The 26,996-nt window shown below is 28.9% G+C and carries 23 protein-coding genes and 1 tRNA gene; 12 read left to right on the forward strand and 12 right to left on the reverse strand.

Going from position 1 to position 26,996, the window contains the following annotated elements; all coding sequences use genetic code 11:
* Positions 1 to 140 precede the first annotated feature (140 nt).
* From AC23MC_RS12945 to AC23MC_RS12990, 10 genes are all read left to right on the forward strand, one after another.
* Positions 141 to 347, forward strand: a complete 207-nt coding sequence (locus AC23MC_RS12945) for a hypothetical protein (RefSeq protein WP_487568825.1) — start codon at positions 141 to 143, stop codon at positions 345 to 347.
* A gap of 269 nt (positions 348 to 616) precedes the next feature.
* Entirely contained in the window at positions 617 to 733 is a 117-nt protein-coding gene (locus AC23MC_RS12950) for a hypothetical protein (RefSeq protein WP_487570647.1), read from the forward strand.
* A 2-nt stretch (positions 734 to 735) separates the two neighbouring features.
* Complete coding sequence (locus tag AC23MC_RS12955; protein WP_487568824.1) at positions 736 to 1,011, forward strand: helix-turn-helix domain-containing protein; 276 nt, start codon at positions 736 to 738, stop codon at positions 1,009 to 1,011.
* 18 nt (positions 1,012 to 1,029) lie between these two features.
* Positions 1,030 to 1,914: a hypothetical protein gene (locus AC23MC_RS12960; protein ID WP_487568823.1), complete on the forward strand. Its 885-nt coding sequence runs from the start codon at positions 1,030 to 1,032 to the stop codon at positions 1,912 to 1,914.
* A gap of 99 nt (positions 1,915 to 2,013) precedes the next feature.
* On the forward strand, positions 2,014 to 5,307 hold the full coding sequence (locus AC23MC_RS12965) for an Eco57I restriction-modification methylase domain-containing protein (RefSeq protein ID WP_487568822.1): 3,294 nt from the start codon (positions 2,014 to 2,016) through the stop codon (positions 5,305 to 5,307).
* A gap of 2 nt (positions 5,308 to 5,309) precedes the next feature.
* Entirely contained in the window at positions 5,310 to 6,485 is a 1,176-nt protein-coding gene (locus AC23MC_RS12970) for an ABC-three component system protein (protein ID WP_487568821.1), read from the forward strand.
* Positions 6,478 to 6,981: a three component ABC system middle component gene (locus tag AC23MC_RS12975; protein ID WP_487568820.1), complete on the forward strand. Its 504-nt coding sequence runs from the start codon at positions 6,478 to 6,480 to the stop codon at positions 6,979 to 6,981. The genes AC23MC_RS12970 and AC23MC_RS12975 overlap by 8 nt, the downstream gene beginning before the upstream one ends.
* The gene (locus tag AC23MC_RS12980; protein WP_487568819.1) at positions 6,978 to 9,020 is read left to right on the forward strand and encodes a DUF3732 domain-containing protein; all 2,043 of its coding nucleotides are present in this window, start codon (positions 6,978 to 6,980) and stop codon (positions 9,018 to 9,020) included. Before AC23MC_RS12975 ends, AC23MC_RS12980 begins: the two co-directional genes overlap by 4 nt.
* Before the next feature lie 6 nt (positions 9,021 to 9,026).
* Positions 9,027 to 10,346: a putative phage abortive infection protein gene (locus AC23MC_RS12985; protein WP_487568818.1), complete on the forward strand. Its 1,320-nt coding sequence runs from the start codon at positions 9,027 to 9,029 to the stop codon at positions 10,344 to 10,346.
* Positions 10,347 to 10,481: 135 nt separating this feature from the next.
* Positions 10,482 to 11,921: a hypothetical protein gene (locus tag AC23MC_RS12990; protein ID WP_487568817.1), complete on the forward strand. Its 1,440-nt coding sequence runs from the start codon at positions 10,482 to 10,484 to the stop codon at positions 11,919 to 11,921.
* 402 nt (positions 11,922 to 12,323) lie between these two features.
* Here AC23MC_RS12990 and AC23MC_RS12995 read toward each other — a convergent pair whose 3' ends face one another.
* The gene (locus AC23MC_RS12995) at positions 12,324 to 13,388 is read right to left on the reverse strand and encodes a hypothetical protein (RefSeq protein WP_487568816.1); all 1,065 of its coding nucleotides are present in this window, start codon (positions 13,386 to 13,388) and stop codon (positions 12,324 to 12,326) included.
* A 1,569-nt stretch (positions 13,389 to 14,957) separates the two neighbouring features.
* Here AC23MC_RS12995 and AC23MC_RS13000 point away from each other — a divergent pair.
* Together AC23MC_RS13000 and AC23MC_RS13005 are read left to right on the forward strand one after the other, a co-directional pair.
* Positions 14,958 to 15,380 (forward strand): DUF6943 family protein, encoded by a 423-nt coding sequence (locus AC23MC_RS13000; protein ID WP_487568815.1) that lies wholly within the window; start codon positions 14,958 to 14,960, stop codon positions 15,378 to 15,380.
* 228 nt (positions 15,381 to 15,608) lie between these two features.
* Positions 15,609 to 16,250 carry a DUF6266 family protein gene (locus tag AC23MC_RS13005; RefSeq protein WP_300058711.1) on the forward strand — a complete coding sequence of 214 codons (642 nt, stop codon included), beginning with the start codon at positions 15,609 to 15,611 and terminating at the stop codon, positions 16,248 to 16,250.
* Between the two features lie 142 nt (positions 16,251 to 16,392).
* Here AC23MC_RS13005 and AC23MC_RS13010 read toward each other — a convergent pair.
* From AC23MC_RS13010 to nhaC, 11 genes are all read right to left on the reverse strand, one after another.
* A tRNA-Ser gene (locus tag AC23MC_RS13010) sits at positions 16,393 to 16,477 on the reverse strand.
* A 156-nt stretch (positions 16,478 to 16,633) separates the two neighbouring features.
* Entirely contained in the window at positions 16,634 to 17,764 is a 1,131-nt protein-coding gene (gene ribB / locus AC23MC_RS13015) for a 3,4-dihydroxy-2-butanone-4-phosphate synthase (protein ID WP_487568814.1), read from the reverse strand.
* An 11-nt stretch (positions 17,765 to 17,775) separates the two neighbouring features.
* Positions 17,776 to 19,785 carry an LptF/LptG family permease gene (locus tag AC23MC_RS13020; RefSeq protein ID WP_487570646.1) on the reverse strand — a complete coding sequence of 670 codons (2,010 nt, stop codon included), beginning with the start codon at positions 19,783 to 19,785 and terminating at the stop codon, positions 17,776 to 17,778.
* Between the two features lie 8 nt (positions 19,786 to 19,793).
* Entirely contained in the window at positions 19,794 to 20,435 is a 642-nt protein-coding gene (lolA1, locus tag AC23MC_RS13025) for an outer membrane lipoprotein periplasmic chaperone LolA1 (protein ID WP_487568813.1), read from the reverse strand.
* 1 nt (position 20,436) lies between these two features.
* The gene (locus AC23MC_RS13030; protein ID WP_487568812.1) at positions 20,437 to 22,887 is read right to left on the reverse strand and encodes a DNA translocase FtsK; all 2,451 of its coding nucleotides are present in this window, start codon (positions 22,885 to 22,887) and stop codon (positions 20,437 to 20,439) included.
* Positions 22,888 to 22,932: 45 nt separating this feature from the next.
* The gene (locus AC23MC_RS13035) at positions 22,933 to 23,316 is read right to left on the reverse strand and encodes a diacylglycerol kinase family protein (RefSeq protein ID WP_487568811.1); all 384 of its coding nucleotides are present in this window, start codon (positions 23,314 to 23,316) and stop codon (positions 22,933 to 22,935) included.
* A gap of 6 nt (positions 23,317 to 23,322) precedes the next feature.
* On the reverse strand, positions 23,323 to 23,820 hold the full coding sequence (gene tpx / locus AC23MC_RS13040; protein WP_487568810.1) for a thiol peroxidase: 498 nt from the start codon (positions 23,818 to 23,820) through the stop codon (positions 23,323 to 23,325).
* 114 nt (positions 23,821 to 23,934) lie between these two features.
* A complete protein-coding gene (locus tag AC23MC_RS13045; RefSeq protein WP_248434164.1) occupies positions 23,935 to 24,192 on the reverse strand; it encodes a DUF6952 family protein in 258 nt (85 codons plus the stop codon).
* Positions 24,192 to 24,506, reverse strand: a complete 315-nt coding sequence (locus tag AC23MC_RS13050; protein WP_487568809.1) for a thioredoxin family protein — start codon at positions 24,504 to 24,506, stop codon at positions 24,192 to 24,194. Before AC23MC_RS13050 ends, AC23MC_RS13045 begins: the two co-directional genes overlap by 1 nt.
* Positions 24,507 to 24,541: 35 nt before the next feature.
* The gene (locus tag AC23MC_RS13055) at positions 24,542 to 25,180 is read right to left on the reverse strand and encodes a peroxiredoxin (protein WP_487568808.1); all 639 of its coding nucleotides are present in this window, start codon (positions 25,178 to 25,180) and stop codon (positions 24,542 to 24,544) included.
* Positions 25,181 to 25,463: 283 nt separating this feature from the next.
* On the reverse strand, positions 25,464 to 26,945 hold the full coding sequence (nhaC, locus tag AC23MC_RS13060; RefSeq protein WP_487568807.1) for a Na+/H+ antiporter NhaC: 1,482 nt from the start codon (positions 26,943 to 26,945) through the stop codon (positions 25,464 to 25,466).
* Positions 26,946 to 26,996: the final 51 nt, after the last annotated feature.

Raw genomic sequence — 26,996 nt, forward strand, 5'->3', positions numbered from 1 at the left:
CAAAAAAATCATTTATCTTTGAATTATTAACGAAATACTCTATTAGCAAAAGTCCAATTTAGTTTGAAGATATACATAGTGAAAATAATGAAAAAGATAGTAACACTAAGCAATTAACAGTAAATCAAGCTGTAATTCTTTTGGATAAACTGGGTGTATTTAATACCAACTATCTTTCTAGACTTCCCAATACTAAAAAAGCTAAAATAATCAGTCAATTATTGGGTAAAAACGAGAAAAATATCAAAACAGCAATTGAAAACCTAGAAAAAAGACAATCAGTGTTAGGTGTTAATTATGTTGATGATATTGATAAAATTCAACAGCTTTTAGATAACTTGGAGTAACCTCTGGAGTACCTTTTGGAGTTACTCCAATAATAAGATTCGAGAAACCTCTCGATAAATTTGTTCCATCATAACAGTAAAAAGTTAATTATGGAACAGTCTAAAATCACCCAAGTATTCGGGGTTACTCCCGAAGAGTTCAAAGAAAGCATCTTAACGGATGTTAGAGCAGAAATTAAATCCCTAGCTCTAAATTTCAACCCATTACTCCACAAGAGTATCTTACAAGACAAGAAACGGCAGAGATTCTAAAAGTATCTCTTGTTACGCTGTCTGATTGGAATAAAAAGAAAATCCTTAATCCCTATCGTTTAGGAAATTTAATCCGCTACAAGCGTTCAGAAATTGAAAGTGCATTAATCAGTATCAACTCTAAAAAAGTATAGTGATGGATGAGCCTTTCAAATCTAGTATTAAAAACATCGAAAAACGATTAGAGGAACTAACTGCACTTAGTACCAATAAACAAGAAATCATTTTCAATAAAGTAATTATTGACAATGATGAATTTCAGAGACTTTTTAAAATCAGTCCCGGAACTGCTGCCAATTGGCGTGAAAAAGGATTAATAGCCTTCAGTCAAATCAACAACAAAATCTTCTATAAAATAGCCGACGTCAATAAAATGTTGGATGACAATTATAGAGCATTCAAAAAGAAATAATTCCAATCAACGTACCTAATGATTGACTTATTCAAAATTAAAATAACAGATGATGCCCTCATTAATTCAGTTTGGAGCAATCCATTATTGGAGTTTGATGGTAAGTCTGAAAAAAGGTTTGATGATGAAGTCAAAGAATTGGTGAGAAGAAAACACAAAAATTTATACTTTACTAAGTTTCAAAATAGATTGGAAATTAAAGGGAGTTTACACTATTATTTTAACAATGAAGAACACAACGCCAATGATTTTTATATTTCAGACTGCATTGATACAATTTTAGAATTACAGCAGACATTTGATTTGGATTTAAGTAAATGCTATTTAGTAAATCTTGAATATGGTGTGAATATTAATCCGAAAGTTTTAATCCCTGATTTAATTCATAATATAATCTATCATGAGAAAAGAGCATTTAATAGGCCTAATAACTTTGATTTTAAAATTGCCGGAAATGAAGCATATAAACTGATTAAAGCTTATGACAAAAGTGTGCAATTTCCAAACCATTGTAATAATACATTTCGGTTTGAAGTAAAATCAAAACAAGCTAAATTTATTAATGGTTTAGGGTTGTTTACACTACAAAATCTTACAGATAGAAATCGTTATAATGTGCTGATTAATTCGCTTTTAAACGAATGGGACAATATTTTACTTTTTGATAAATCAAAATCTGTTGATGATAAATTTTTTAACACCAACTTTTGGGATGATATTATTAAAAACGGGAATCGGAATAAATTCTGTAATCAAAAGAAGATTTATTTTAGAAAATTAGGTACGGTTAATCTTCATTCTGATATTAGAAACTTAATTGAACGTAAAACAAAATATTTAAAAAGTGTGCATATTCCAACTACTATAAACTTGGAAACTGCACAGTATAAGATATTGTTTTAAATTCATATTTTTATTGTATCTACTTTTATTCATTAAAACCCAAAAAGTTTATTAAATTTAACCCAATTAAATTTCATCTTACTACAGAATTTTCCTTATATGTCATTATATCAAAAATCAGTACTTAAAAAGTACTTAAAGCAATTAGAAACGTCAAAAGTTGAGAAAGCATATAAAAAATATGCCAATCATTTTTTGAACCCAACTATACAAGAAAACATTAGAAATTCTAAAGAAGAAGAATATCAAGGTATTTTCTTGACAGATTTATTTGTAAATATATTAGACTATACTTTAAAGCCAAATCCAAATTTTAATTTAGTAGCTGAATATAAAAACCAAACTAACTCTCGTAAGGCAGATGGTGCTATATTATTTGATAATAAAGCTACTGGTGTTATAGAATTAAAAGGCACTAATACTAAAGATTTAGAAAGCATACGTAAACAAGCTTTTGATTACAAAGCAAATCAAAAAGAATGTGTGTATGTTATAACTTCTAACTATGAAAAGTTACGCTTCTATATTAATGATGCAACAGAATTTGAAGAATTTAATTTATTTGAACTTTCAAAAGAACAATTTGAACTCTTATATTTATGTTTATATAAAGATCATATTGAAAACAATATCCCTTTAAAAATTAAAGAAGCATCTTTATTAGAAGAAGAAGAAATTACAAAAAAATTCTACAAAGATTATTCAGTCTTTAAAAGAGAATTATATCGTGACTTAGTAAAGAGAAATACTAAACGTATAAAAAGTAATTTAAGTAAAATAAGCACTGATGTTAATGAAGCTGATTTAGATGAAGAAACAAAAGCTGATTTATTAAAATTAGAGAAAAACGTAAAGTTAAATCTATTCAAAAAATCGCAAAAATTAATTGATAGATTTTTATTTGTATTCTTTGCTGAAGATAGAGGATTATTACCTCCAAATAGTACATTACAAATCTTAAACAAATGGAAAGCAGATATTGATTTTGGTGACGAAAGACCGCTTTACGATATGTTTAAGCAGTACTTTAAATTTCTCGACACTGGTAGACAAGGAACAACTAACAGAGCCGAAATTTACGCCTATAATGGTGGCTTGTTTAAAGAAGATATTGTATTAGACCAATTAGAAATTGATAATGATTTATTGTACATTCATACCAAAACATTAGCTTCTTATGATTTTGAAAGCCAAGTTGATGTAAACATTTTAGGTCATATTTTTGAAAACTCACTTAACGAAATTGAAAGCGTAAATGCAGAAATTGAAGGTGGCGATTTTGACAAACAAAAAAGTAAACGTAAAAAAGATGGTGTTTTTTATACGCCAAAATATATTACAAAATACATAGTAGAAAATACAATTGGTAAACTATGCAATGAAAAGAAAAACGAATTAGGTTTTAAAGAAGAAGAATATTTTAAAGGAAGAAAAAACAGACAACAAGCTACTATTATTAAGTTAGTTGAAATACTAGACACATATAGAGATTGGCTGTTACAATTAACCATTTGCGACCCCGCTTGTGGTAGTGGTGCTTTCTTAAACCAAGCGTTAGATTTCTTAATAAAAGAACACAATTATATCGATGAACTTAAAGCTAAAATTTTAGGTGGTGGAATAGTCTTTAGCGATATTGAAAATACCATTTTAGAAAACAATATTTATGGGGTCGATTTAAACGAAGAAAGTGTAGAAATTGCTAAATTATCTTTATGGTTAAGAACTGCACAACCTCGTAGAAAGCTAAACAACTTAAACAGCAATATTAAATGCGGCAACAGCTTAATAGATAGTAAATCTGTCGCTGGTGATAAGGCATTCAATTGGAAAGAACAGTTTCCTACGGTTTTTGACAAAGGTGGTTTTGACGTAATTATTGGAAATCCTCCTTATGTTAGAAATGAATTTATTGATTCTTTATCTAAAAATTATTTAGAGAAAAATTATAAATTATTTACAGGAAAATCAGACCTTTATGTATACTTTTTCGAGAAAGTTCAAAATATTTTAAAGGCAAAAGGTTTGTCTGGATTTATAGTTTCAAGTAAATATACGAAAACAAAATATGGTAAAATTTTAATTGATTTTCTACATGAAGAAACTCATATTGAGTGCTTTATAGATTTTCAAGATTTAGATGTGTTTTCAGGTATTGTTGCATATCCATCTATAATTTTATTTAAAAAAATAAATATTAATCCAGATAACAATTTTTCCAAACTTTTAGTAGTGTCTAATGATAATTACGAAGAAGTTGAAAATTTATTTTCTAATGCAATTGATGTAAAACAATCAGAAATATTTGAACGATTAGGCTCTTGGTCAGTAGGTAGTGTAGATGATAGTTTATTTAAACTAATTAAGAAACTTGAAAAGAAAAACGAACAATTAGGTAAATTAATTGAAAAACCACAAGTTGGCATTAAAACAGGTGCAAATGGTAGTTTTATTTTTGAAAAAACTAAAATTCCAATTGAAATAAGAAATTCACAACTGCTAAATGATTATTTAGTTGGTAGAGAAGTTAAAAGATATAGACCTACTATTACTGCAAATAAGATATTCTTCCCTTATAAAAAAATTGATAATAAATTAGAATTAATTAAAGAAGAAGATTATAAAACTGAATTTTCTTATTTAGAAAAAGATAAATCAATTTTAAGTAAAAGAGCAATAATTGACAAAGGAATAATTTCTGGAACCAAAAAATGGTATGAATTTCAACAAATAAAAACTGATTTTCCATTTAATACTAGATATATTGTTTATCCAGATATTTCATCAACTGTAAACTTTACTTTTGCAGACAACGTATTGTTAGATATGACTTGTTTTGGGATTGCCTCAGATTCTAAGTCCCTTTTAGGTATTCTTAACTCAACTTTAATAAAAACCTATCTAAATACGATTTGTGTAAAAGCAAGAGGTGGTTACTTACGCTTAAAAAGTCAATATATACTTAAAATTCCAATACCAAATAATTACTCAAGTGATGTTTTAGACAATGTCGTTAATAAAATGATGCTATATACTTTAGAATTAGACAACATTGAAAGTAAATTCACAAAATACTTACAATCTCAATTTGCTATCGAAAAGCTTACAAAAAAGTTAGAAAATTGGTATGAGTTATCTTTTGGAGATTTTATAAAAGAGATTAACAAAGCTATAAAAGAATCTAATAAAGAAAGAGTTAAAAACAACCTTCAAACCATAAAAGAATTAACCAAACTTAATGAAATGGATTGGATGGATGTATTTGAAACTAAAAAAGCAGAAGTTCAAAACCTAAAGCAACAAATTAACACAACAGATAAAGAAATTGATGCAATGGTCTATGAGTTATATGGATTAACAGATGAGGAGAAATTAATAGTTGAAAATAGTTAATTATGGGAAAAAAAGTTAAATTTTCATCACCAGCTCCAACAGGAGCAATAATATCTCAATTCTATTTAGCACTTGAGAAATGTTTTGATATGGATAAAAATGAAAGTATCTATATTGAAAAGGATGGTGATGTTAGTTTAATAAATAGAATTGATAAAGAAAATGGAATACAAACAGAACTAAAAGAGTATTCAGAAGAAGATAACCTTACCGATTCACATTTAAACTTTTGGAATACATTGAATAATTGGTTGTCTTCAAATTTTGATTCCAAAAAATACAAATTTTTAATTTTAGCCACTACTCAAGAAATTGGAAACAATTCATATCTTCAAAAATGGAATACTTCAAGTAAAAATGAAAGATTAGAAATATTAAATAATATATTGACAGATGCAGAAAATAGATACAAAAAAGCTTTAGCAAAAGATGATAAAGCTGGTATCCCAGAATCATTAAAATTAATGAGATTAGTTTTTTCTGATGATTATAAATTACTTGATATAATCGATAAAGTATATATCGATAGTTCAGTTCTTAAAAGAAATGAGTTAATAGTTAAATTAAAAAATGTTAAATTAAAATCTTTTGATGAAGAAAATAGAGAAAGTGTTTTAAATTCTTTATTGGGATATATTATACAAAGTGAGGAATATAATAAAGGTTGGGAGATTAGTTATGATAATTTCTCACAAGAACTAATTGATTTAAATAATAAATATAAGATTAATTCAGTGTTGTTTCCATATGATAAAGAATTAACAATAATTCCTGAAAGTAAAAAAAAGGAATTTGTTGAATATGATTTTATTAAAAAAATTAAGGAAATTAATTATGAATCTGTTATTCCAAGAAGTTTAAACCATTATTGGTTTACATTTAATACAATTAATAATGAATTTAAAACAAGAACACAACGAGTTGAATCACTTCTGCAATTTCAAAACGAATTAATAGATGAATACTCTAGTGTTTATGATCGTATGTCAAGAAATTGTAATGATTTAGAAATTGAAAGTAAATCTCAAGATTTCTTTGATAATATAATGGAAAAAGAGATAATAAATATAGACATTTTTAATAATACACCTCTTATATTTAAAAAAGGTATGTATCATATTTTAGCAGATGAAAAAGATGAAATTATATGGAAATTAAAAAATAAATCAAATGAGTAAAGCGATTCAAAATTTAAATATTTTATATAATAATCCTTTCATATTAACACCTATAATAATAACGTTTTATGAAAAATATGAAGGAAAACAAGGTAAAGATATGTTTCTCGCATATTTAATACTACCATTAGTCTTATATGAATATAGCAAGATAGTTTTAAAAAATAAAAAGAAGGAATTGCGAACATTTATAAATTTTGTTCAAAAAGAAGATATAAAAAATAATAAAACTGAAATTAGAAAAAGTGATAAATTGTATGGTTTGCCTGGGAGAGTTGAAGATTTTAAAGAGTTAACAAATCTATGTTTGCAATATGCTTTTGATACAGGCTCTTTAAGATTGAATAAAGATTTATCAATAACATTTATTAAAAATGATTTTAAAGTTGATAAAACATTAATTGAAAACTTTAAGGCTTCACAAAATTTAGCATTAATATTTAAAAATGAGAAAATCACTCATATTTATATGAGATTAGGTATAAAAAAAATATGAAAGCATTTATAAAATATATAGGAGTAATAACTAAAGATGAAAAAATTCATCACATTAATTTTAAAGAAGGTGTAAATGTTATTACAGGACGCTCATCTACGGGTAAAAGTGCGATATTAGAAGTTTTCGATTATTGTTTTGGAAGTTCAGAATTTATAATTCCAGATGGTGTAATAACTAATAATACTGTATTTTATTTTGTCGTAATAAAATTAAAAGAAATTTATTTAATATTAGGTAGAAGCAAGAACAAAAAAGATTGTTTTTTGGCTTCAACATCTGATAATTCATTTATTGAAAACATAAGTAATTTTAATATTGAATATTTTCATTCGTTAGATAAATATACTTTAAAAGATTTTAGAAAAGAATTAAATAAATATTTTAAAATTGATATTGATGATACTGATGAAGATTTAGAGGATAGAAAATTTAGAAATAATAATGCAAAAAAAGCTGCTCCATCCTACAGAAATTTCACTTCTTTTATGCTTCAACATCAGAATTTAATTGCTAATAAACATGCTCTTTTTTACAGATTTGATGAAAAAGAAAAAAAAGAACAAGTAATTGAACAATTTAAAATTTTTTTAAGTTTTGTTGATTCTGAGTACTTCCCATTAAAACAAAGATTAGCTGAATTAAATAGAGAATTAAAGCAATTAGAATTTATAAAAGAAAGTACTAAAAAGTACATTAACGAGAACAAAGAAAAATTAAAATTTTTGTTAGAGGAATTTGAACTTATTACAAATAAAAAACTTTTTAAAAAAAATATTGACTCAATTCTACAAAGACCAAATGAAAGTTTAGAATATTTAGACAATTTAATTTCTAGTAAAGAAAATATTATAAGTAATGATTTTTCAAATCAGAATATAAAGAAGAAAAATGATTTACAGACTAGTTATAATAAGATTGTTTCAGATATTAGAAAAATTCAAAATATCATTAGTGAAATAGATGTTTCAATTATTTATGCAAAAGATTTCATCGAACAAAAATCAAATATATCTCATGCTAATGAATCTAGTTTAAGTAATTGTGAATGTATTTTTTGTGGAAATAAAAACATTAAGTTAATAGATAAACAAAACAAACTAAAAGAAGCTATAGAATGGTTTAATAGCGAAATGGATAAATCGCAATATACTATTGAATCTTTTGTTAGTAATAAAAAAGAATACGAAGTAAAACTGAAAAAATTAATGGTTGAAGCTAATTTGATTAAAAATGAACTAAACGTATTAGATAAAGTTATTACTTCACTTGAAAAAAATAAAAGCATAGAATATCAAGCTACCAAAGTAATTATCCAAATAGAAGCTTTCTTAGAAACAATTAAAACAAATAGTTTGACAGAAATTGAAACTAAAATTAATAATTTAGAAAATTCAATTTCAATTATTGAGCAAAATTTGAAAACAGATTATAATGTTGATAATAAATTAAATTTAGCAGAGCGTCAAATTAATCAACAAATGATTAGAATTGGTAAAGAGTTAGAATTTGAAGAAATATATAAAGATAATTTAAATTTAAAATTTGATTCAAAGACATTTGAATTGTATCAACAGACTTTAATTAAAGGGTATCCTGATAAAAAGGTTTATTTAAGGTCTATGGGTAGTGGTGCTAATTGGCTTTCAAGCCATGTGGCACTTTTTACTAGTTTATTATATTATTCGTGTAGTTTAAAGGATAAATCTTTAATCCCTACAATATTATTTTTAGACCAGCCTAGTCAAGTTTATTTTCCAACTGAAATTGATAATGACGAAGTTTTTGATGGAAAAAAGTTAAAAAAAATATCAAATGAAGAAACTAAATACGATGATGACATAAATGCAGTCACAAATCTTTTTGATAAATTGGTTGAATTTTGTAATTACACTTTATTAGAAACAGGAATTGAACCTCAAATAATCATAACCGATCACGCAGATAAATTAAAATTAATAAATGCAGATTTTGACAAAGATTTAGTAAGAGCTAGGTGGAGGGATAAAAAGGATGGATTTATAAAACTTAATGATTAGGGTTTTATGAGTACATATAACATATTACTAACCTGTATTTTAATAATATTTGTTTTTCTGCTTTTATCAATGTTAAGCTTTAAAAACATATTAGATAATCATATTAAACGAGTAAATAAAAACTATATAATTACACCATTGATTGTAATAAGTGTAATTTTAATAATAATTTCTTTTATTACACCATATTTTTATACCGATACTGATATAGGTAATTCAATAAAATTTGACGATAAAACAGGTCAAATTGGAGATACTATTGGAGGTATTATGAATCCATTTATTGCTCTTGCTGGAGCTGTATTAACATTTATTGCTTTTTACATACAAAAGATTGCAAACGATGATATTAAAAATCAATTCAAGATTCAACAGTTTGAAAGTCAATTTTATGAGATGCTACATTTACATAGAGAAAATCTAAATGAAATGACTATTGGAGGCTATGTTTTTGAATATGATAATAATGATAAAAGCAAAGCTGCAAAAAAAGATTCAAAAAAAGAAAAAACAACATCAGGAAAGAAGGTTTTTGTTACAATGTTAAAGGAATTTGAAGCAATTCATTTAATCTGTACTAAAGTTTTTATGTTTAAATTTAAACTTTTAGCATCACCACAAAAAGAACAAGTTGATATTCTATTAAAGCAATTTATATTCAATCATTCCTACTTTGTTTTCTTTAATGGTATTAATTTATATAAAAAGAGTAATGACAGGTATAAACAAAATGATTCAACAGGTTTCCTAAATTTAGTTTTAGATGATTTTATTCGAGAATTAGAAGCCAAAAGAAACGAACATTTAGAATCAGGTATAAAAGAATATCATCAATATTATATAACAGGAAACGTTTTAACAAGCGATATTAAGAGCAATAGTTTATGGTTAAGTTTTAATTATAAGCCATTTTCTGGTCATCAGTCAATATTGGCTCATTATTACAGGCATTTATTTCAAACTGTAAAATTTGTAGCAAAGCAAAATAATAATCTTATTTCGTATGAATCAAAAAGAGATTATTTAAGAGTTTTACGTTCTATGATGTCTAATCAAGAACAAGTACTTTTGTTATATAATTGGTATGGTGGTTTTGGTTCTAATTGGGAAGAAAAATCAATAAACAACCGAAAGAATAAAAAAGGGAACTATTTCTTCACAGACTATAGAATGATTCATAATATACCACCAGATTTATTAATAAACGAATTAAATTTAGGAGTTATATTTAATGAAAATTATAGAAATTTTCTTTATGAAGTAGACAGAAAAGAAGAAGATTCGCTTTTTGAACTAATCAATATAATTAGTGTATTAAAAAACTAATGTGACACTAAAAATGCTTCAAATTGATGTTGATATTGAAGTTTTAAAATTTTTTTAAACCTTTTTACTGGGCTAAATCAAAAAAAAAAAGTCTTGTTGAAAAAACTCTAAAGAGTTTTTTATATATAGCGTCATATGACAAATTGTGAAATAATACTAAAACAGACAGGACCATTGATGTCAGGTGAGCTTGGTGCAATACTTGTTAGTCAATACGGTTTAATTGCAAATACAGCGAGTAAAACTATTATTCGTGATAAGTCAATCAAAAGAATTACGGGATTTTATAAAAGCGGGCAACATTTTTGTTTTCTTGAAGAGCACAAAGAAAATGTCGATTTTTTCGATTTATTTCAAGAATCTTTATTCAATAATGGTAGAAAATATTGGTATGTTCTTAACGCTTTAAAAATGTGTGGAGGTATTATCAGCCAAAGATACCTAGAATGTTATACAAATTATCCTATTAGTCCCTTAAAGAGCCATATTCCCTTTAATGTAATTCTTCAAAGATTTGTTGAGCAAGGCATATTATTATTCAATGATGATTGTTATTTACTTTCACCGAAATATGAAAAGTCCTTTACAAACTACGCTCATTATTCAGCAATTGAATGTATTAAAGACACTATATTAGATAACTTCAAATCATTATCTAAAAACATTGGTTTAATATCTTATAAAACAGGAGAGTTTTTTTCAGAGCATGGTAAATTCAGATTTGGTTTTAAAGGAGTATCTTATGTTTCAGGTTTAATGCAAGGAAATAAAAATGGTTTTGTAGTAGCTGATATTTTAATAGGTCATCCAATTTATGAAAATGATGTAAAGTTTTTTATTGATAAATTGGAAACCATAAGTAAATTTGAAAAATCTGCTAAATTAATTCCTTTTTTAATTGTTGATAATTTAGATAAAAACGCCTTAAAAATTTTAAAAAATAAGGGTATTGTTATTGGTTTTATTGATGAATTATTTGGCGAAAAATATGCTAAAACTTTAATTGAATTAGTAAGTATTTTAAATAATGCTGGAGCAAGTTTAAAACAAACACCAGAGAAATATTTAGATTTAATAAAACAACTAAAGAAATATAATGAAGGATTAGCCAACAACATAAAAGGAACTTTGTTTGAATTTGTAGTAGGTCATATTCATTCAACAAAATGCCAATCATTAGATTTAGGCAGAGAAATAATAGATGAAAATGGCAAACATGAAACTGATGTAGTAAGTGTTTACGCAGATAAGATTGTTATTTCAGAGTGTAAAGCAACAAATGCTAAAATTGATATTGTTTTAATTGATATTTGGATACAAGTTAAAATTCCAGCTTTTTTCAAATGGATTAAAACAATAGAACCATATAAAGAAAAAAACGTGGTTTTTGAGTATTGGTCTATAAGTGGTTTTACAGATGAAACATTAGAACGATTAAATCATTTAAAGAACACTTCAAAACGTTATAAAGTAGAATATTTTGTAGGGAATGATGTAAAAGAAAAAGCTATTGATATGAATAATAAAAAACTAAAAGGAGTTCTAAACGATTTCTTTTTAAAAACTAAAGTGTAAAGTATATAAGTTATAAAAAATTTCTATTATCTCATTCAACTCAGCTACACAAAAATCGCTTCTTGTCTAAATATTGCTAGCATCAGTTATATGTTTGTTTCATTTCGTTAATTAAACATAAAAGTAGAATAAAACAATAACATGAGAGTTGATGTGTATAAACATGTAATACAAAAAAAGAGCTATTTTCATAGCTCTTTTTCTTTTATTTGTTAAACAATAAAATTTAATTTAAATTCCTGTTTTAGTTCTCATAATAATATTTTTTTAGTTTAATATATTAAATAGTATTAGTTACTAATTCTTAGAAATACCTTTTACATATCTAATTATATTTCAAATATAATATATTATTTAATATTAAAAAATGTAATAGCGATTATTTAATAAACATTAACACTATTAACCTTCTCCATTATGTTTTCTAAAAAGAAATATCTTGTACTTTTCGCCTGGTAGAAACACATCTCTATTAACATAACATATTCTATCTTGAAATATATTTTCCTTATTAAAATGATTATTACCAACAGGTTCAAAGACTATTTGTAATTTATTACAGATTTTAATTCTTACTGTTAGATCATCTACAACATTACTACTGCTAAAACTCACTATCCTGTCATCATCAATAATTTGTGAAAATTTAAAACATCTTTCAATGTGATATTCTCTTTTGTTTTCCAATGGATAGGTAAATTTCTTTTTTGTGAAGTTATCAGAATCAATTTGATTAGTTATTACACATTTTTTCAAGTCAATAATCTCTCCGTCTACTTTTGTGAAATTTTCATCAAGTATTTTTGTTTCTGTTTTAACTTCATCTTCTATATTTCTTACAAATGAAACAAAAAAATCCCAATTGAATTTTTCAGTTGAATTTCTAATGATTGTTAAAGAGGTAAACTCTTTAACATCTATGGTTTTATTATCGTCAGCTAATTCAAATTCGTAACTAATTTGAACATTTTTATAATATTTATTAAGACTATTATTTTCGAATAGTTCATTTTTTATATTTTTCTCTATCTTATCATATAATTCAGGAAATTCCTTTTTATATTTAATTAAAGTAACTCTTTTCCAAATATTAGATAAATCATTTTGTTTACTAAGAAAATCTTCAGAAAATGTAATTGAAGAAACTATCTTTTCAAGTTTATTTTCAAATTTAGGACTATCGATTATTCTATTAAACTCACTTTCAAAAACTTTTAAATATTGAAAATATTTTAATGTAACTGTAAATACACCAGCTGAAAAAGAGAAAATACATAGAGTTTTAAAAAACTCAATAATATCTGCGTAGTTATTTAAAGCAATTTTCAAATCACTGTTAAAATAATAAATTAAATAAAATATTATAAAAACTGACGAATAGCTTAAGAAAACTAAATATAAATTTGACTTTAACCAATTCTTTAAAACGTTATACCATTCTACTTTTTCTATATTTTCTGGTCTCATGCTTTAGTGTTATATTTTTCAAATATAGTTATTTCATAAATATGAAAACTTTAAATTAGTAATGCTTTCTCTACAGAATTATTACTTTCTAACCTAACATTCCACCAACATTCTTGTAACTTTTGTCCACATTCAATAAATACGAGCTTTTTAAGCTCTAAGGTCAAGAATAAATAGTATCAATTCTTTATTTGCTTTATTCCTTTAATTACTTCCTTTCTTTAAAAATTGTATTAATCGAAAGAATTAAATAACTAAAAGAACTCTTCTGTGCCCGGTTTAACGTTTTAGTCCTTCGTTCACCACCGCTTGCCAACGCTCAAAAAAGTTTTTGTATGCCAGACGTTTATGCCTCCGATACAAAATGGTAGTAGGCAACAAAAACTTTTCCCAAAGCTTCTTTACATAATGTGGCATTATAGGGCAATAAAAAAATTCGGTTTTCCAAAAAGAAAGTGTGCATTGCCCTATAATAACATTATGTAAAAAAGCCGCACGGCCCACGCTCGAAAGCCCCGCTCCAGCCACACATTTTTTTCGCTTTCCTCGCACCACCCAGCTTCAAAAAACACGTGGCTTCACGGGTCTTACTTTGTGTTTTCATTAGAACGTTTATACTTTGCTTAAAAGCCTTATTTCAAATAACGTTTAGAGTATGGTTTTTATCAGCTAACCGCATAAATCGGTAGTATTTGCATTATATTTTGAAGTTGCTATCCATCTTCGCATCACGTTTATTGTTATATGTTTTTCAAAACACTTTCAAGCAACCTCAAAATATAAATTCACCCGCAAGAGTATAGTTTTGATTTGCTCAAGAGAGTAGTAGTCATTACTTTTAGTCTTGCCGATGCCGTACTGCTTTTTTGAACTTTTAAACTTATAAACTCATAAACTTTGAAACCTTTCTCGGCATCAGCAATCCTCAAAAGCAATCAGAAAATTGTGCTAAGCAAATAAAAACTATACACTTGCTCTTCCTCCGAAACAAATTCTTCCTAATCACTTAAAAAAAAGCGGTAGTATTTGCATTGTTTTTTGAAGGTGCCACCCATCTCCGAATCAAATCTTTCTAACTTTCTTTTTCAGTAAACTTTCAGGCACCCTCAAAAATCAAACAGTGCAGTAAGAGTTTCAAATTTCGTGTTCGGATAAAAAGCGTTTATATTGTTTTTTTGGTTTTTTATCCGCCCCCAAAATTTGAAACCCTTACAAGACGACCCCAACTCCGAACGAGAGAAATAAATGCTAGGAAAGAGATGCTGCTCCGAATCAAAAAAAATAAAATAAAAAAAAAGGTAGCAAAGTTAAGTTCCGGGTATACAAAAAAGCAAGTTCAAGCCCTGCGGGTTTTTTAAAAAATCTCCACCACCCATACATCTCCGAATGACGATTTATCTAATTATCTTTTTCATAAGACTAATTGGGGTGGTAGTATTTTTTAAAAAAAACTTGCTTTTTTGAAACCCTCCACTTGACGAGAGTGCTTTCTTTTTTTTTCTTTTTTTTCTTTTGAAAAAATTTTATGGGAAAAGTGTGTCTAGTCAGTAATTCTTTAAACGCCACGTTATGATAAATTTTAAATTGAAACATCACCGAACTGGGGAAACCTACTCAAACCCTCATTTTTTCATTCTCAACAAAGGAATGAACACAGGTAAACTTTTAGAAGTTCCATGCCCTAATTGCTTTGTAATTTCGTTCTATTGCTCCGAAGATTGCGAACACATGAAAGCCATTATTTCCTCACTTTGGAGGATAAAATTTTGGCATCAATTTCTAATCGGTTCCGTTATTCCGTATATCCGAATCCATGATTTTTCTAAAAACCTGATGTTAAAATCAAATGAAATGATGCAAGATTTTGAGCAGCACAAAAAAGATGTTGCCACGCTCAAACTTTTGGAGCAAAAAGAAGACCAATTTCACAAAAACATTAACCTAATAAATGACCTTAGAAGAGTCATTTTGTATCGATACTGCAAACGATAAACAAAAGAAGCCGAGTTATTGACTCGGTTTTTTTATTTTAAATAGTATTTCTTTTTTGTTTTTGATATGCATTGGAATCATTTAAAAACAATTAAATACAATAAACGGCATTACATATGATAATAAAGAAAAAACCAAAGTATATTTTAATTTTGCTTTAAGAAATTACAAATCAATACCAAAGCCGTACCAAGTCCACAAAATTGTAATTTTAAAAGTGTATATATTATGGGTAAAATTGGTAAAGGTATTCTAGGAGGAGTATCAGGTAAGGTAGCCAACGTAGTTGGTGCAAATTGGAAAGGGATTGACTACATTAGAGCAAAACCTCTAAGTGTTAGAAACCCAAGAACAGATTTACAAGTAAATCAAAGAACTAAATTTGCATTGGTTTTGAGATTTCTTCAACCAAATTTAAACTTCATTAAAGTTGGTTACAAAAACTTTTCTGTAAAGAAATCACAGTTCAACAGTGCAATGTCATACATTTTGAATAATGCTATTTCAGGCACCTATCCGAACTATTTAATTGATTACTCTTTGGCTTTGTTGAGTAGAGGTAGTCTTTCAGGAGCTTTAAACCCTGTATTTGATTTATCTACTGCCGGACAAGTTGAATTTAGTTGGGATGACAACTCTGGAGAGGGAAGTGCTTTGGCAACTGACAAAGTTATGGCAGTAGTTTACAACCCTTTAAAGGGTGAAAGTGTATTTATTACCGGTGGTGCTTTAAGAAGCGATTTAACGCAAGTAATACAAATACCAAATAGCTACTCAGGTGATGAGTTAGAAATGTTCATCGGGTTTATTAATGATGCTGGAACACAACTTTCAAATAGTGTATATATTGGCTCAGGTACGGCTCTATAAATGTAATGCACTATTTTAAGAACCACCTTTTAGGTGGTTTTTTTTATATCTAAAAAGTATTAATTGCGGGGATAATGTGGGGATAATTAGCAAATAAAAAACCCTAACTTATTGATAATCAATCGTTAGGGTTTAAATTATGCGGAGAAAGAGGGATTCGAACCCCCGGACCTGTTACAGTCAACAGTTTTCAAGACTGCCGCAATCGACCACTCTGCCATTTCTCCAATAAACACAACCATTTTCTGATTGCGAGTGCAAATATAGAACGAATTTTGGTTTATACAAACCTTTTTTTGCTAAAAATAAATACTATTTTAAAAGAAACTACTAACCGTTTCATTTTCTATGTTTTAGAAAGAACAATTAGTCTTAATTTTAAACTAATAATTCACATATTCTGTAATTTCCAAACCATATCCAATCATCCCCACTCGTTTTGTTTGTTTAGAATTAGAAAGCAATCGTATTTTTGAAATATCAAGATCATGCAAAATTTGAGCTCCAATGCCAAAATCTTTTGCATCCATTTTTATAGGAGGAGCTTTCATTTGTCCTTCTTCTTGAAGTATTTTTAGTTCACTAATTCGATTAAGTAACTCGATTGATGGAATTTCTTGATTAATGAATATAATTGCACCTCGTCCTTCTTCATTTATTCTATTGAACATGCTTTCCAAACGTTTATCAGAATTATTAGTCAACGTTTCTAAAATATCATTGTTCACTTGTTTCGAATTGATTCTGGTTAAAACAGCCTCGCCATTATTCCAGCTTCCTTTTGTTAAAGCCAAGTGAACTTGTTTATTTGTAGTTTGAAGGTAAGCTCTCAATCGAAATGAACCAAAACGAGTATTGATTTCAAAATCTTCTTTTTTCTGAATCAAACTATCATGTTGCATTCTGTAGGCAACCAAATCTTCAATAGAAACTAATTTTAAATCAAATTTTTTTGCTACGTTAACTAACTCTGGTAAACGTGACATGGAACCATCGTCGTTCATAATTTCACAAATAACACCAGCAGGACTAAAGCCGGCAAGTCTGGCAAAATCAATTGCCGCTTCGGTATGACCTGTTCTTCGTAAAACACCACCTTGTTTAGCAATTAATGGAAAAATATGTCCGGGTCTAGCTAAATCAAATGGTTTTGTATTTTCGTCCACCAGAGCTAAAATAGTTTTTGCTCTATCTGCGGCAGAAATTCCGGTAGTAACTCCGTGTCCTTTTAAATCAACAGAAACTGTAAATGCTGTCTCCATATGATCAGTATTATTCGATACCATTGTATGAAGTTCTAATTCTTTACATCGTCTTTCTGTTAATGGAGCACAAATGAGGCCGCGACCATGCATAGCCATAAAATTGATCATTTCGGGTGTAACCTTTTCGGCAGCAGCCAAAAAATCGCCTTCGTTTTCACGATCTTCGTCATCCACTACGATAATTACTTTTCCTTGACGGATGTCTTCTATGGCTTCTTCAATTGTATTTAGCTGTATTTTTTTTGGCATTTCAACTTTAATTATTGTTTATTGAATTCTTCTAGCGTTTCTTTTAATTGTTTTCTATTGTAAAAATATATTAAAATAAAAAAAGGAAAGCCAAGTATAATTGCTAAGTAGATATTGACAAATCCTTGTTTGTTTGTTATTTTAGAAATTTCTGATAAAGTTTGGCCAGATTTATAAATATAAAAATACATAAGTATAGAATTCAATAAACTTAAAATTATTAATACTAAATTCATTGAATTTAAAACTGCCGAAAACACAATCGAAAATATAAATAACATCAAAGCAATTTTACTTTGTTTTTTATAAATAGTTATATAATGAGTTAATTTTAAGTATTCACTATTGTATAAGTTATTGCTATACAACAATTCTTTTTGAGTAATTCCTCTTGATTCAAGTATTTTTAACAACTTTATTCGTTGCGTGGTAGTGTAATTAAATTGATCAGAATTTTTTACAATTCCAATAAGAATAGAGTCAGACATTTTATTGAATTCTAAAAATTCATCTTCCTCAAAATTTATACTAATTTTATCTAAATCAATTATTTCTTTTTTAAATTCTACAGGTTGAGTGTTCTTTTTAAATAATTTTAAGAATGGCTGCAAAATAACATCCATGTTAACCAATCCAATGTCGTTTGTGGCTCGATAAGTTAGCAATATGGCAATTGGAGTTAATAGTATGGAAGACATCCAAGATCCTAAAAATGGAGTAATTCCGTCTTCTTGAGCTAATTTTTTTCCAAAAACATTGATGAAATGGTAAACTATAAAAACAACCATAGCAAAAACAATTGGCAAACCTAAACCACCTTTTCTAATAATTGCTCCAATGGGTGCTCCAATAAAAAACATAAGTAAACAGGCATAGGCAATCACAAATTTATCATATAATGCTAGCCAGTGATTGTTAATGTTTTTTATTTTTCCTTCTAATTCATATTTTGAACCTTCAATAGAAAATTTTGTATTTGCAACATTGGCTTTTGCAATATCATAAATTGCTGGTATTTGATGAGGCTGTAGCAAACTCATTAAATCATTAATATTCTCATTTTTAATCACCCGTTCTTTAGCAACTGTGTCTTTAACACTATTTTTTACAGGTTTAGCATAAAATGAAGTATAGCGTTGTTTCATATTTTCTGTATAGGAAACAATGTCTTTTTTATGATTATTTTCCAATGAATCAAGCGTGTATCTTAATTCATTGATGTTTAACATGTTATTTGTATTGGAGATTTGATCTGTTTCCATATCTGTTTTTTGCAAGGGTGCCAAATCAAAATTGATAATATACTTTTTGAAAGCACTTTTAGCAAATGGAACTTTGTTTTTTTCGGTGTAATTTTTTACTGGAATATCTTCATAATAATTTCCATCAAATAAAATTAATTGAAGAAAATTGGAGTTTTCATTACTAATTAATTCACCTCTTTTTGATTTAATAACTACGTTTGTTCCAACCCCTAAATTTGAGAGTTTATGAATGGTTACATCTCGCAACAAATTATCGTTGTCGCCATATTTATCTGCTACTTTGATGGTATAGCTTCCTACAGTGCTAAATTGTCCTTCTGCAATAGCCATGGAAGGTTTTTGCTGAACAATGCTTTTTCGTAGATTAATAAATTTATATTCAGCTTGCGGAATGATATTATTTGCAAATAGAAAGGCAACAAAACTTAATCCCAAAATAAATACTGTTAACGAGTGCATGGCTCTTCTAAGTGATATTCCGGAAGATTTCATGGCTGCAAACTCATAATTTTCGGCAAAATTTCCAAAAGTCATGATGGAAGAGAGTAGTACAGAAAGTGGAAGTACCAGAGGAACCACCTTTGGTGAATAGAACGCTAAAAACTTTAAAATTAAAAAACTGTCCAAATCTTTTCCTGCCAAATCGGCAATAAAAAGCCATATTCCTTGAAGAATAAAGATAAAAAACAGAATAACAAATACTGTAGCAAATGTGCTCAGAAATGATGTCAGAATATAGCGATCAAGAATTTTCACCTTAAAAATTAGTCTATTCTATTGATGTAGTAATTTTTATATTTACTCTCGTCAAAGGTAAACTGATTTTTTGATAATGGCTGATTGGTTTTGAAAGAATTAACAGTGAGCGTTGTTTTTGTTCCTTTTTTGCCAACTTCAATTAGGTTATAAATATGCTTTGTCTGCACATCAATTCCCAAAAGAATTTCTTTTCGTTGATCTTTTGAACTTATAGGAACGAGTTTGATGTATTGGATTTTACGTCCTTTAACGTCTTGCGGAACATCCCAATAATATTTATATCCCGAATTAAAAAAAGTTAACATTTTGGATGGAGTGATTGCATTTTCATCTTTTTCATCCACTTTAGAAATGGTTACTTCTTCATCTTCAGGAACTATTGTGTATGTTTTTTTTCCATCAAAAATCTTCGTTGTTCCCATGAAATTCAAGTGGTAAAGATTCCCTTTTAAAATTACATTTCCTTTACTATCTTGATTAATATTTTCTTTGGTATTTTGAAGACTGTATTTAAAATCGATAGAAATGTTTTCGTAGCTTTTTACTTTGGCAGTTACTTCATCCAATAAATCTTTTGCTTTTTTATCTTGTGCTTGTGCATTGAATACAGATAAAAACAGAATTGAAATCCAGATAAATTTTTTCATTTTAAGCATTGTTTTGTTCGTTGTTAAAAAATTCGTTTAACGAATTCAAGTCAGGAATATTTACTGATCGAGCTTTGCTTCCTTCAAAAGGTCCTACAATTCCGGCAGCTTCCAATTGATCTATCAATCTTCCTGCACGATTGTAACCTAGTTTTAACTTTCGTTGCAATAATGAGGCAGAACCTTGTTGTGCGGTTACAATCACCTCGGCAGCATCCCTAAACATTGAATCACGTTCGGATATATCTATATCAAGCATTGTGCCACTTTCTTCGCCAACGTATTCAGGAAGCAGATAGGCATTTGGATACGCTTTTTGCGAACCTATGAATTCAGTGATGCGTTCAACTTCCGGAGTATCAACAAAAGCACATTGCACACGAACCAAATCATTGCCATTTGTATATAGCATATCACCACGACCAATTAACTGATCGGCTCCTTGTGTGTCTAAAATTGTTCGTGAATCGATTTTGGAAGTTACTCTAAACGCAATACGTGCAGGGAAGTTAGCTTTAATTAAACCTGTAATTACATTCACCGAAGGGCGTTGTGTAGCAATAATTAAATGAATTCCGATTGCACGAGCTAATTGTGCCAAACGGGCGATTGGTGTTTCAACTTCTTTTCCGGCGGTCATAATCAAATCGGCAAACTCATCAACCACCAATATAATGTAAGGTAAAAAGCGATGACCTTCGTTTGGATTTAGTTTTCGAGCTTTAAACTTATCATTGTATTCCTTGATATTTCTAACCATCGCATCTTTTAAAAGCGTATAACGGTTATCCATTTCAATACACAACGAATTTAAAGTATTGATAACCTTTGTGTTATCTGTAATGATGGCATCTGAATTATCTGGTAATTTGGCCAAATAATGACGTTCAATTTTATTAAAAAGTGTTAGCTCTACTTTTTTAGGATCTACCAACACGAATTTTACTTCAGCAGGATGTTTTTTGTATAATAAAGAGGTCAACACCGCATTTAATCCAACCGATTTTCCTTGTCCTGTAGCACCGGCCATCAAAAGGTGAGGCATCTTAGCTAAATCAACCACAAATGTTTCGTTCGAAATTGTTTTACCTAACGCTAAAGGCAATTCCATTTCGGCTTCTTGAAAACGAGAAGAACCAATGACCGATTTCATGGGAACCATCGTTGGATTTTTGTTTGGCACTTCAATACCAATTGTTCCTTTTCCGGGAATTGGAGCAATTATACGAATACCTAAAGCTGAAAGCGATAAGGCGATATCATCTTCTAAACTTTTAATTTTTGAAATACGAATACCGGCTTCAGGAACAATTTCATATAAAGTAACAGACGGACCAACGGTTGCTTTTATTTGAGCAATGTCGATTTTATAGTTGCGAAGCGTTTCTAAAATTCGGTTTTTATTCTCTTCTAATTCTTCTTGATTTATCGTAATTCCGCTTGAACCGTAGTCTTTTAATAAATCTAAAGTTGGAAATTTATATTTAGAAAGTTCTAACGTTGGGTCAAATTCACCAAAATCGGCTACTAAACGAGCTGCTAAATTTTCTTCAATTTGTTCTTCTTCTGGAGCTTTTTCTATCACAAACTGTTCATCGTCAGTTAAAATGATTTCTGGTTCTTTAGCAATAGGTTGAAGAATTGAATCTACATTTTTAATTTTTGGTTCTAAATTTATTTCAGAAGAATGTTCTATCGTTGGTTTAAGAGCCTCTTTATTAATTTCAAATGTTGAGGTTGGTTTTTTTATCGAAATTACACCTTCTTCTAATTCTTCTTCTTTTTTTGGTTCAATAGGTTTATCAAACGGATTGATGGAAGCTGCTTCTTCTAAATCGTCTTTTATTTCTTTTTTCTTTCTTTCAAATAATTTTTGAAAAGTTTCAGGAGAAACATTTACTTTAAAAATAAGATAAATTAAAAAACTGAATGCCAAAACCAAAAGTGTTCCGGGTTTTCCCATGAAATCTTGTATGTAGGAATTCATTTCAAACCCAATTATTCCTCCTAATTCTGGAATATAATTGGAAAAAAAGCCAAACATTAGGGAAAAATTCACCATAGCAAATAAATCCCAAAACCATAAATTCTTTAACTTTTTTATCGGCAGGCTAAGAATCATGTAGATTCCGGACATAAAAAAAAGTCGAACGAGTAGGAAGGAAGCTATACCAAAACCTCTATATAAAAATAAGTCGGCTAAGTAAGCCCCCACTTTCCCTAACCAATTTTTTACATCAACAGAACGATTAGCGATGCTGCTAACAGCACTTTGATCATCTTGCCAATGAATAAAAAAGGAAACCATAGACAGAAACAAAGCCACTGAAAAAAGTACCAAAAAACAGCCAAACAAGAAACGGTGTTGTTTAGAAAATTTGAATATTTTTTTATTTTCAGATTTTACTTCTGCTTCTTTTTTGGCAGAATTTGTCGAAGATGTTTTAGCCATTAACTCCCTTAATTTGTTGTAAAAGTAACTATTTTTAAATTATTTTCAATATAATTTGACAAGGTATGGAACATAAATTATCATTCCAACAACAATAGCCGTTAAAGCTGCAAAAAATACTGCACCGGCTGCAATATCTTTGATAAAGCCGATTTTTTCATGATAATTTGGATGAACAAAATCTGCTACTTTTTCAACAGCTGTATTCAATCCTTCAATAGATAAAACCAAACCGACGCAAAGGGTTTGAATTAACCATTCATTTTTAGAAATATCAAAATAAAATCCAGCTATGGTTACCATAATTCCTAAAGAAAATTGAACCATTATGCTGTGTTCTGTTGACAAAAGTTTATAGGCACCTTTAAAAGCATAAAGGATGCTTTTTAAACGTCCGATAAAAAAACTATTGTCTTTTTGGAATTCCATTACTAATTATAGTGCAGCTAAGGCTGTTTCATAATTTGGCTCGTCTGCAATTTCAGGAACTTGTTGAGAATGTGTCACCACTCCATTTTCATCAACAACAATAACCACTCTTGAGTGAAGTCCGGCCAATGGTCCGTCTGTCATAGTTAAACCGTAATTTTTTCCGAAATCACCTTCTTTGAAATCGGATAAATTTTCAACGTTTTCAATTCCTTCTGCACCACAAAAACGTTTTTGAGCAAAGGGTAAATCGCGAGAAATGCAAAGTACTTTTGTATTCTCTAAAGTGGAAGCTTTTTGGTTGAATGTTCTAACGGAAGTAGCACAAACACCTGTATCTACGCTTGGAAAAATATTTAGAACTAATTTACTTCCTGCAAAATCACTTAATGAAACGACTGATAAATCTGTTTTTACTAATTGAAAATCAGGTGCTTTTGACCCAACTGTTGGTAATTCACCATTGGTATGAATAGGATTTCCTCCTAAAGTTATTGTTGCCATGTTTAATTTTTTTAAGACTTCAAAAATAGGAATTATTTAATAAAGTTTCTCTTATACCACAAACAAAAAAACGCTTCCCGAAAGAAGCGTCTTTAATAGGTATTTGTATGGAAATTATTTGTCTATTGAACCCAAAACCCGTTGCATGAAACTGTTTAAAGCTTCTTTTTTTTCCATTCCGTTTTGGATGGATTTGTGCACTTCAAGAGCTCCGTACATATTTGAAATTAATTCGCCAATTACATCCAATTCCTCGTCTTTTAGCGAAGGAACTTCTGTTAAAGCTTCCAACACTTCAATTGTTTCAACGAGATAATCTTGATCGTTTTCCTCAATAAATTGAGTTAACTGTTTGATAACGGGTAATTTCATTAGTTTGCTGAAATTTCTGCAACCAATTCAGCTAAAACTTCTGCTTTGTTGGTTTGGGTTTGGTTAACTAATTCACCATTTACAAAAGTTGCAAACGTTGGTAAGTTGGAAACATTGGCTAATTTTCTCGATTCAGGAGAATTTTCTGCATCAACTAATACAAATGTAATTCCGTCGTTTTCTGAAGCCAATTTTTTAAATTTTGGTTTCATAATTCTGCAATTTCCACACCAAGAAGCAGAATATTGAACTACTACTTTGTTGTTTTGATTGACTAAATCGTGAAGTGTATCTTCGGTTAAATCGATTAACATAGAAATTAGAATTTAGAGTTTAGAATTCAGAATTTTTAGTTTTGACTTAAATAAGCAGCAGTGCTCAAACGGTCAGCAACCATTGCTTCTTTTCCTTCTTCCCAGTTGGCAGGACAAACTTCACCTTTGGTTTGAACATGCGTATAAGCATCAATTAAACGTAAATATTCGTTTACATTTCTTCCTAATGGCATATCGTTTACACTTTCGTGGAAAATTTTTCCTGTTTCATCAATTAAATAAGTAGCTCTGTACGTTACGTTTGATCCTGAAATTAAATACGTTTCAGTATCTTCATTGTATTCTCCGGCTTCAATATCTAAAATTCCTAAAGCAGAAGATAAGTTTCTTGTTGTATCTGCAAGTAGAGGGTAAGTTACACCTTCAATTCCACCATTATTTTTTGCTGTATTTAACCATGCAAAATGTACTTCATTTGTATCGCAAGAAGCACCAATTACAACTGTATTTCTTTTTTCAAATTCAGGTAAAGCAGCTTGAAAAGCGTGTAATTCTGTTGGACAAACAAATGTGAAATCTTTTGGATACCAAAACAAGATTACTTTTTTGTTGTTTTTAACCGCTTCATCCAACACATTGATTCTCAAATTGTCTCCCATTTCTGAAATTGCATCAACTGTAATGTTTGGAAATTTTTTACCTACTAATGACATAATTATTTATTTTTTTAATTGTTAAATTCTGATGCAAATTTAAGTTATTTGATGTGTATGAACTATGATATATATCATTCAAAATTTTAATGAACGTATTGATTTTATTGATACTGACAGAGGGTTGTGTCTAAATCTTGCAAGTGTGTAATTTTACTTCACTATTTTTTTTGTATTCGTAATTTTCGTATTAAAGTTTTAAACATTTAACAATTGTTAAAGTTAAATTAAAATAAAAAAACTGCCTATTAAAGCAGTTTTTATGATTTATGATAGACAAATCTTATTTAGAAGTTAATTGTTTAATTTTAATGTTAAACGCAGCAAACAATAAAGTCATAAACGGACTAATTATATTGAAGAAAGCATACGGTAAATAGGCCCAAGTTGAAACACCTAAAACTCCTGCTTGATAAGCTCCACAAGTATTCCAAGGAATTAAAGGAGAAGTTACGGTTCCGGAATCTTCTAATGTTCTACTCAAGTTTTCAGGTGCCAACCCTTTATCTGCATAAGCTTTTGAAAACATTTTTCCGGGAACAACAATGGCTAAATATTGATCAGAAGCAGTTAGATTTAAAGCTAAACAACTCGCTACTGTACTGGCAAATAAGCCCAATGTGGTGTGAAAAAGTTTAAGTAAAGAATCTGTAATTCTAGTTAAAGCTCCAATGGCTTCCATTACGCCGCCAAAAACCATTGCACAAAGAATCAACCAAATGGTTCCCAACATTCCTTTCATTCCTTTGGAAGAAAACAGATTTGAAAGCATTTCGTTAGTAGTTTCAATCGAAGTTTCCACGGTGATAGCGTTCATGACACCTTTATAACCGGAAATAAAAGACAATTTATCGCTACCACCAATTTTAGCAACTAATTCCGGTTGAAAAATAAGAGCAAATACACCTCCCAATAAAGTTCCGATTAACAAGGCAATGAGCGGTTCTGTTTTTTTTACAATTAAAAATATTACAACTCCGGGAACCAAAAATAACCATGGCGATATGTTGAACGTTTCTTTTATAGAAGTTAAAGTTTCTGCAGTATCGCCACCACCTGTTGTGGTTTGTGCTAAGCCTAAAAATATAAAAATAAGCAAAGTTAAAATCATTGTAGGCACAGTTGTTAACGTCATATACCGAATGTGCGTAAACAAATCTGTTCCTGCCATTGCTGGTGCTAAATTGGTCGTGTCTGATAAAGGAGAAAGTTTATCACCAAAATAAGCTCCTGAAACGACTGCTCCGGCAACCATTCCGAGTGGCATTCCTATCGTGCTTCCAATACCAATTAGAGCAATTCCGACTGTTGCAGAAGTTGTCCATGAACTTCCTGTTGCAATTGAAATTACCGAACAAATTACTAAACAAGCCGGTAAAAATATAGCAGGATGAAGGATTTGAAGTCCGTAATATATCATTGTTGGAATAACTCCACTCAACAACCAAGTTCCTGAAAGAGCACCAACCATTAATAGAATTAAAATTGCTCCTGAAGTTGATTTAATGTTTTTTGAAATGTCTTCCATCATCGCTGCATAAGAGACTTTGTTTCTAAAACCAATTATAGCGGCAATGGCAGCTCCAATAATCAAAGCAAATTGATTTGGGCCTGACGTTGCACTGTCGCCATAAGCATAAACATTATAACCTAAAATTCCAATCAATAAAAAAATAGGAAGTAGTGCTTCAAAAAGCGATAAATTTTTATTCTCAATAAGTTGTTCGTCTTTAGGATCGAATGGTTTGATGTCTTGACTTTCCATGTATTTTGTTTGTGGATGCAATATATAAAAAAATCATGAAAACACTGTAAA

It is taken from the genome of Flavobacterium sp. T50_26, from assembly GCF_057652995.1.

Bases quoted from the DNA above. Each gene is read 5' to 3' on its own strand.
- AC23MC_RS13055 (WP_487568808.1), bottom strand. From the start codon at position 25,180: ATGTCATTAGTAGGTAAAAAATTTCCAAACATTACAGTTGATGCAATT.
- AC23MC_RS13030 (WP_487568812.1), bottom strand. From the start codon at position 22,887: ATGGCTAAAACATCTTCGACAAATTCTGCCAAAAAAGAAGCAGAAGTA.
- AC23MC_RS12955 (WP_487568824.1), top strand. From the start codon at position 736: ATGGATGAGCCTTTCAAATCTAGTATTAAAAACATCGAAAAACGATTA.
- nhaC (WP_487568807.1), bottom strand. From the start codon at position 26,945: ATGGAAAGTCAAGACATCAAACCATTCGATCCTAAAGACGAACAACTT.
- AC23MC_RS12975 (WP_487568820.1), top strand. From the start codon at position 6,478: ATGAGTAAAGCGATTCAAAATTTAAATATTTTATATAATAATCCTTTC.
- AC23MC_RS12960 (WP_487568823.1), top strand. From the start codon at position 1,030: ATGATTGACTTATTCAAAATTAAAATAACAGATGATGCCCTCATTAAT.
- AC23MC_RS12970 (WP_487568821.1), top strand. From the start codon at position 5,310: ATGGGAAAAAAAGTTAAATTTTCATCACCAGCTCCAACAGGAGCAATA.
- AC23MC_RS13045 (WP_248434164.1), bottom strand. From the start codon at position 24,192: ATGAAATTACCCGTTATCAAACAGTTAACTCAATTTATTGAGGAAAAC.
- AC23MC_RS12980 (WP_487568819.1), top strand. From the start codon at position 6,978: ATGAAAGCATTTATAAAATATATAGGAGTAATAACTAAAGATGAAAAA.
- AC23MC_RS13005 (WP_300058711.1), top strand. From the start codon at position 15,609: ATGGGTAAAATTGGTAAAGGTATTCTAGGAGGAGTATCAGGTAAGGTA.
- tpx (WP_487568810.1), bottom strand. From the start codon at position 23,820: ATGGCAACAATAACTTTAGGAGGAAATCCTATTCATACCAATGGTGAA.
- AC23MC_RS13000 (WP_487568815.1), top strand. From the start codon at position 14,958: ATGATAAATTTTAAATTGAAACATCACCGAACTGGGGAAACCTACTCA.
- AC23MC_RS13035 (WP_487568811.1), bottom strand. From the start codon at position 23,316: ATGGAATTCCAAAAAGACAATAGTTTTTTTATCGGACGTTTAAAAAGC.
- AC23MC_RS12995 (WP_487568816.1), bottom strand. From the start codon at position 13,388: ATGAGACCAGAAAATATAGAAAAAGTAGAATGGTATAACGTTTTAAAG.
- ribB (WP_487568814.1), bottom strand. From the start codon at position 17,764: ATGCCAAAAAAAATACAGCTAAATACAATTGAAGAAGCCATAGAAGAC.
- AC23MC_RS12990 (WP_487568817.1), top strand. From the start codon at position 10,482: ATGACAAATTGTGAAATAATACTAAAACAGACAGGACCATTGATGTCA.
- AC23MC_RS12985 (WP_487568818.1), top strand. From the start codon at position 9,027: ATGAGTACATATAACATATTACTAACCTGTATTTTAATAATATTTGTT.
- lolA1 (WP_487568813.1), bottom strand. From the start codon at position 20,435: ATGAAAAAATTTATCTGGATTTCAATTCTGTTTTTATCTGTATTCAAT.
- AC23MC_RS13050 (WP_487568809.1), bottom strand. From the start codon at position 24,506: ATGTTAATCGATTTAACCGAAGATACACTTCACGATTTAGTCAATCAA.
- AC23MC_RS12965 (WP_487568822.1), top strand. From the start codon at position 2,014: ATGTCATTATATCAAAAATCAGTACTTAAAAAGTACTTAAAGCAATTA.